Source organism: Streptomyces sioyaensis (genome assembly GCF_004122735.1).
Lineage (GTDB): Bacteria > Actinomycetota > Actinomycetes > Streptomycetales > Streptomycetaceae > Streptomyces > Streptomyces sioyaensis.
In genome coordinates this window covers 1-5,948 of the sequence record NZ_SDIF01000219.1, presented here as the reverse complement: position 1 = coordinate 5,948, position 5,948 = coordinate 1, and the positions used below count along the sequence as shown (strand labels likewise).

General features: G+C 72.5%; 5 protein-coding genes and 1 pseudogene. 3 read left to right on the top strand and 3 right to left on the bottom strand.

Annotated elements, in window-relative coordinates:
- The 3 genes and pseudogenes from EST54_RS33010 to EST54_RS33000 form a co-directional block, all read right to left on the bottom strand.
- Positions 1–245 (bottom strand): annotated as a pseudogene (locus EST54_RS33010) (dehypoxanthine futalosine cyclase); the annotation flags it as partial.
- 46 nt (positions 246–291) lie between these two features.
- A complete protein-coding gene (locus EST54_RS33005) occupies positions 292–1,197 on the bottom strand; it encodes a menaquinone biosynthetic enzyme MqnA/MqnD family protein (protein ID WP_129251361.1) in 906 nt (301 codons plus the stop codon).
- A gap of 47 nt (positions 1,198–1,244) precedes the next feature.
- Positions 1,245–2,015, bottom strand: a complete 771-nt coding sequence (locus tag EST54_RS33000; protein WP_129251360.1) for a thioesterase II family protein — start codon at positions 2,013–2,015, stop codon at positions 1,245–1,247.
- 324 nt (positions 2,016–2,339) lie between these two features.
- Between EST54_RS33000 and EST54_RS32995 the strand changes: the two genes are divergently transcribed.
- The 3 genes from EST54_RS32995 to EST54_RS32985 all read left to right on the top strand — a co-directional run.
- Positions 2,340–2,741: a DUF6069 family protein gene (locus EST54_RS32995; RefSeq protein WP_129251359.1), complete on the top strand. Its 402-nt coding sequence runs from the start codon at positions 2,340–2,342 to the stop codon at positions 2,739–2,741.
- Positions 2,738–3,721: an ACP S-malonyltransferase gene (locus EST54_RS32990; RefSeq protein WP_129251358.1), complete on the top strand. Its 984-nt coding sequence runs from the start codon at positions 2,738–2,740 to the stop codon at positions 3,719–3,721. The genes EST54_RS32995 and EST54_RS32990 overlap by 4 nt, the downstream gene beginning before the upstream one ends.
- Positions 3,722–4,194: 473 nt before the next feature.
- A partial coding sequence (locus EST54_RS32985; protein WP_129251357.1) for an IPT/TIG domain-containing protein occupies positions 4,195–5,948 on the top strand: 1,754 nt, incomplete at its 3' end.

Genomic DNA, 5,948 nt, shown 5'->3' with positions numbered 1-5,948 from the left:
CAGAACTTGCACGCCGTCACGCACACGTTGGTGTAGTTGATGTTGCGCTCGATGATGTACGTCGCGATGTGCTCGGTACCCGCGTAACGGCGGCGGCGGATCGTGTCGGCCGCTGAGCCCAGCGCATGCAGCGGAGCGAAACGGTAGAGGTCCAGCGCCTCTTCCGGGGTGACCCTGCCGCCCTCGGCGGCACGGTCCAGTACGGACTGGAGGCCACGGTCGGTGGCTTCGGACGGTCGGGGCATGTCGACGGCCTTTCCGGGTGTGTTTTCGGGCTCGTTGCCGGTCATGTCACGTGCTGATCGCGTCGGTGCCCAGGAGCTGGACGCGGACGTCCGGCGGGAAGCCGGCCTGTCCGCCGCCGACCCGGCGGGCGAATTCCGCGATTCCGGCGAGCTGGCGCTCACCGAGGCTGAAGTCGAGGGCGGTGGTGTAGTAGTGCTCCAGCGTCTCGGCGTCGAACGCCTCCCACCGGGCGGCCTGTTCGCAGACCTCCTTGACCTCGGCGAGGGACAGATCGCGGGACGCCAGCAGGTGGGCGTGTACGCGGCGGACGGTCTCCGGCTCCCGGGCGAGGAAGTCCTTGCGGGCGGCGAAGACGGCGAAGACGAAGGGCAGTCCGGTCCAGTCGCGCCACATCTGGCCCAGGTCGTGCACCTGCAGGCCGAGCCGGGGCGCCTCGTGCAGGGAGGCGCGCAGCGCGGCGTCACCGATGACCACGGCCGCCCGTGCCTGCCGCATCATCGCTTCGAGGTCCGGAAGGCAGCTGAAGTACGCGGGCCGCACGCCGACCGACTCCGCGAACAGCAGCTCGGCGAGCCGGACCGAGGTCCGGCTGGTGGATCCGAGTGCGACGGGTTCGCCGTCCAGCTGGTCCAGCGGCACCTGGCTGACGATCAGGCAGGACTCCACGGGGCCGTCGCTGCCCACGGCGATGCCCGGCAGCGCCACCAGGTCGTCGGCGTGCTTGAGGAATTCCATGAGGCTGATCGGCCCGATGTCGAGCGTGCCCGCGACGAGTGCGTCGCTCAGGCCGTCCGGGCTGTCCTTCCTCAGGTCCATGTCGAGCAGGCTGCCGCTTCTGGCCAGTCCCCAGAAGAGCGGCAGGCAGTTGAGGAAGTCGATGTGACCGACCCTGGGCCGTCGCCCGGTGCGCGGTGCGGGCGTGGCCGACGCGGTGAGTAGCGGTTCAGGCATGGCTGTCAGGGCTCCAGGGTGTCTCGGTCGGGGCAGTGGGGCGGCACCTACGCATGGTGGGGAAGGGCGGCGGAGGTGAAGTGCTCGCTGAGCACGTCCATCACCTCTTTCGGTCGGTCGGCCAGATAGAAGTGCCCGCCGGGGAAGACCCGCAGGTCGCAGGCGCCGGTGGTGTGCGCGTCCCAGCACCGGGCTTCGTCCAGGGACGTCTTGGGGTCGTCGTCCCCGACCAGCACGGTGACGGGGCAGCGCACGACGGCCCCGGGCTCGCTGCGGTAGGTCTCGACGGCCTTGTAGTCGCTGCGGAGCGCGGGCAGCACCATCCGCAGCATCTCCTCGTCGTCGAGGACCCGCGCGTCGGTGCCGCTCAGCGCCCGCAGCTCGGCGACGATGCCGTCGTCGTCCCGCCGGTGCACCTGCTCGTCGCGGTACGCGGACGGCGCCCTGCGCCCGGAGGCGAACAGCCGCACCGGGCCGTCTCCGTCGCGTTCCAGCCGCCGTGCCACCTCGAAGGCCACCAGGGCGCCCATGCTGTGGCCGAAGAAGGTCAGCGGCCGGTCGGTCCAGGCTCCCAGCGCCTCGGCGATCCGGTCCGCCAGGAGGCCGACGTCGTCGATGGCCGGTTCCTGGCGGCGGTCCTGCCGCCCGGGGTACTGCACGGCGAGCACGTCCACGCCGGGACTGAGTGCGGCCGAGACGGGATGGTAGAAACTCGCGGAACCGCCGGCGTGCGGGAAGCACACCAGGCGCCGGCCCGCGTCCGGGGCCGGGTGGAATCGCCGGCACCACAGGCCGTCGTCCGCAAGGGGTGAACTCATCGTGGTGATCCGTCCTTTCCAGTGGACCGGCCCGGCCGCGCCGCGGCCGGCACCGTCGTCCCGAGCGGATCGGGAAGCACTTACTCCGGCCACTATCCAGTGGGCCGGGACCACCAGCACAAGGTCTATCGGCCCGATACGGCGGAAGTCTGGGCGTTTCCCCGGTTCTCAGGGGTCGGGGAACCGGAGCGGTGGCGCTGCACCGCGCGCCGGGCCTAGCCTCACGGTGCAGCGGTCGCTGCCCGAGGAACGACAGCGGTGCGGTACCCCGTAGCGCCCCGCCGTGCCAGGTCTTGTACGTCCGCCTCAGGAGGTTGGTTCATCATGGCCGCGACATCACCACGGTCCGCCCGGGTTCTGGCCGTCCTCGGGACCATCGCCGCCACGCTCGTGGTGTGGGTGATCGCCGCGGTGTTGCTGGGGGTGCAGCTCGATGTGCGGATGAAGCCCGGCGACGCGGTCCAGCACATCGGACCGGCCGCGGTCGTCGTCGCCGGCCTCGTCGTCGGACTGGCCGCCTGGGCGCTGCTCGCCGTGCTGGAGCGCCTCACCCAGCGGGCGCGCCAGGTGTGGACGGCCGTCGCGGTCGTGGTCCTCGTCCTCTCCCTGATCGCCCCGGTCCAGGGCGGAGTCACGACCGGTGTCAAGGTGACGCTGCTGTGCATGCATCTGGTCGCGGCCGCCGTCCTGGTACCGACGCTGGCCCGGTCGGCCGTTCGCCGATGACCAACGCCGGTCTCGCGTTCCTGTGCGGTACCGATCTCGACGCCTGCGACCCGAGCGGACTGGCCGCGCTTTACGACAGTTCTCCGGTGCTGCGCCACCGGTACCAGAAGGTCGCCGACTGGACGGGCGTGGACGCCGAGCGGCTGCTCGGCAGGGGCCGCGGCCGGGCCGGGGCGCGGGAGCGCGCGCTCATCGGCCGGCTGGCGCTGGCGACGGCGATGCTCGGTATCCATGACGTGCTCGCGGTGCACAAGATCCGGCCCGGTGTGCTGGGTGGCCTGGGCATCGGGGCGATGGTCGCGTCCGCGCTGGCGGGCGCTCTCCCGCGCGAGGCGCTGATCCGGACGCTGGCCGACGGGGCCGCCACCGGAGGCCCAGACCGTGCGGGGGCCGTCGCGCTGGCCTTTCTGCCGGCCGGCGAGGACCCCGAGTGGTACCGCGGCGCCGTGCACGGGGGGATCCGGTGCGGCGGCGCCCTGGGCCGGGACACCAGCGGAACGTACCGGGTGGTGCTGCTGACCGGGGACGGCGAGGCGCTGGCGCGACTTGCCGCCGAGGCCCCGGAGGGTGCCGTCCGGATCGGCGAGGGCAATCGCGTCACGGTGCACGGCCCGCTCGGCGGTGCGGCGCACGCCAGGATGCGGCGTGTGGTGCCCGGTCTCCCGTTCACCGCCCCCACCGTTCCGCTGTGTTCCGCGCTGGAAGCGAAGACGCTGCGTACGGCGGACGAGGTCGGCGAGCTCTTCCTGCGCAACGTGGTGCAGCCGGCCGAACTCGGCGCGCTCACGGCGGAGATGCAGGCGCACGGCACCCGGCTCGGGCTCGTCCTCGGACCGTCACTGCCCAGGAATCTGCTCCGGTTTCCGTTCCCCGTCGTCCCTGTGGAATCCCCGGCCGATATCGCCCAGGCGATCTCGGCGATCCTCGAATTCGGCGTGGAGATGGCACCGGCCGGGCGCAGCGTGCCGCACTGGGTGTAGGGCGTCCGCCGGGCCCGCACCGCGTGAAGGGGCGTGAAAGGGCGGCGAGTTCCGCTCGGCCTTTCGGGTGAGCTCGCACCCGGAGCGTTGCCTTCGCCTCACCGGAATGGATTACTGAGACCGTCCGATTCCGGTGGGCCGCCCATCCTCTCCGGGGGAGTGGAAGACGCCTTGCCAGGTTCGGAACGTCGGCGTGCCGACGCTGCGCCCGAGCCCTCCCCCGTTGAGGACGTCCAGGTACCGGCCATGCCGAGGCGCGCGGGTGCCGGGTGTGGCAGGCCCGCGAGCTGGTCTGGAGCCGTCATGCATGCTGTCCGTGCCGTCCGCCCCGTGCTCGTCGCCGGCCCGCGAGGTGTGGGCGCGGGGCGGTGTGCCTCCCCGCCGGGACCGAATCCGCCACTGACGTTGCCGCGCCCGGGAGATGCCTGTGCCGACGCGATCACCGCAGGACCGGCACCCATCGTGGCCGTTCCATGCTGACCCCGTACGGCCCGGGCGGGCTCCTCGTCGGCTCGTCCGGGCTCCTCAACCAGTTCTCCGGTGTCTTTCCGAACCAGGGCTCCGCCGGCGGCGGAACCCTGGTGACGCTGATCGGCAGCCACTTCAGCAACGCCACGGCCGTGCACTTCGGTTCCCGCCCGGCCGCGGCGTTCGCCGTGCTCGACGACCAGACCATCGTCGCGGTGAGCCCCGCGGGCAGCGGAGCGGTCCCGGTGACGGTCACCACCCCCGGTGGCACCGCACGCATCGGCTCCTTCTACTACCTCTACTGGCCCGCCCTGTCGGCCGTCATCCCGGCCGCCGGTCCGGTCGGCGGGGGCAATGTCGTCGAACTCCGCGGCATCAACCTGAGCACCGCGCTGCTGGTGCACTTCGGCGACGCCGTCGCCTTCCCCGTGGTGCTCTCCGACGCGCGGCTCCTGGTGACCGCTCCCCCTGTCGCGGGGCCGGGCACTGTCCCGGTCTACGTCACCGGCATCGGCGGGGTGAGCAACCGCCTGCCCTACACCTATGCGGCCGCGCCGTCGGTCACCGGTGTCAGCCCGGCCACCGGGCCGATCGCCGGCGGCAGCACCGTCGTCCTGACCGGCACCGGTCTCTCCCTCGTCACCGGCGTCCGCTTCGGCGCGCTCCCCGCGACATCCTTCCGCGCGTACTCCGACACCCTCATCGTCGCGGTGACGCCCGCCGGGGCCCCCGGCCCCGCCGACATCACCGTCACCACCCCCGGGGGGAGTGTGACGGTGCCCGCCGCCTTCGACTACAAGGCGCCCTCGGCGACGGTCGTCACCTCCACGCCCGACCCCGCTCTCGTCGGCCAGCCGGTCACTTTCACGGCTGCCGTGACGGGGGTTCCGCCGACGCCGGGCACCCCGTCCGGCACCGTCACGTTCGACTTCGGCGACGGAACTGCCGTGGTCACAGCGGCAGTTACGGACGGCACGGCCACGGTCAGCCACGCCTACACCGGACCGTCGGGCACCCCCTACGCCGTCACCGCCACCTACAACGGCGACACCGACTTCACCCCCTCCACCGGGACGGACACCCAGGTCGTCGAGGCGGCACCGACGACGACCACGGTGACCTCCGCTCCCGACCCGTCGCCGGTCGGCCGGTCGGTCACCTTCGTGGCGCGGGTCGCCGTCGTCCCGCCGGGCGCCGGTGTGCCGACCGGGACGGTGACCTTCGACTTCGGCGACGGCACCCCGCAGATGACCCTGCCGGTGTCGAGCGGTGCCGCGTCGGTGACCCACGCCTATCCGAACGCCGCCGCGGACCCGTACCCGGTCACCGCCACGTACAACGGCGACGCCAACTTCACCGCCTCCACGGGGACGGACACCCAGACCGTCCAACAGGCGGCGACGGCCACCACGGTGGGCCTTGACCCGGACCCCTCGGTGGCCGGACAGCCGGTGGCCGTCACCGCCACGGTCGCCGCCGTTCCGCCCGGGGCGGGCACCCCCACCGGCACCGTCACCTTCGACTTCGGCGACGGCACCGCACCCGTCACCGCACCGCTCACCGACGGCGGCACCGTAACCCTCCACACCTACGCCGGCACCGCCGGCAGCCCGTACCCGGTCACCGCCACGTACAACGGCGACGCCAACTTCACCGGCTCTTCGGGGACCGCCGTCCAGACGGTGGGGCAGTCCTCCTCGGCGACCACCGTGACCTCGACGCCCGACCCGTCCACCGTCGGCCAACAGGTCACCTTCAC

What these genes read in the sequence shown, in the direction of transcription:
- EST54_RS33005 (WP_129251361.1), bottom strand. Translation starts at nt 1,197, where the DNA reads ATGCCTGAACCGCTACTCACCGCGTCGGCCACGCCCGCACCGCGCACC.
- EST54_RS33000 (WP_129251360.1), bottom strand. Translation starts at nt 2,015, where the DNA reads ATGAGTTCACCCCTTGCGGACGACGGCCTGTGGTGCCGGCGATTCCAC.
- EST54_RS32995 (WP_129251359.1), top strand. Translation starts at nt 2,340, where the DNA reads ATGGCCGCGACATCACCACGGTCCGCCCGGGTTCTGGCCGTCCTCGGG.
- EST54_RS32990 (WP_129251358.1), top strand. Translation starts at nt 2,738, where the DNA reads ATGACCAACGCCGGTCTCGCGTTCCTGTGCGGTACCGATCTCGACGCC.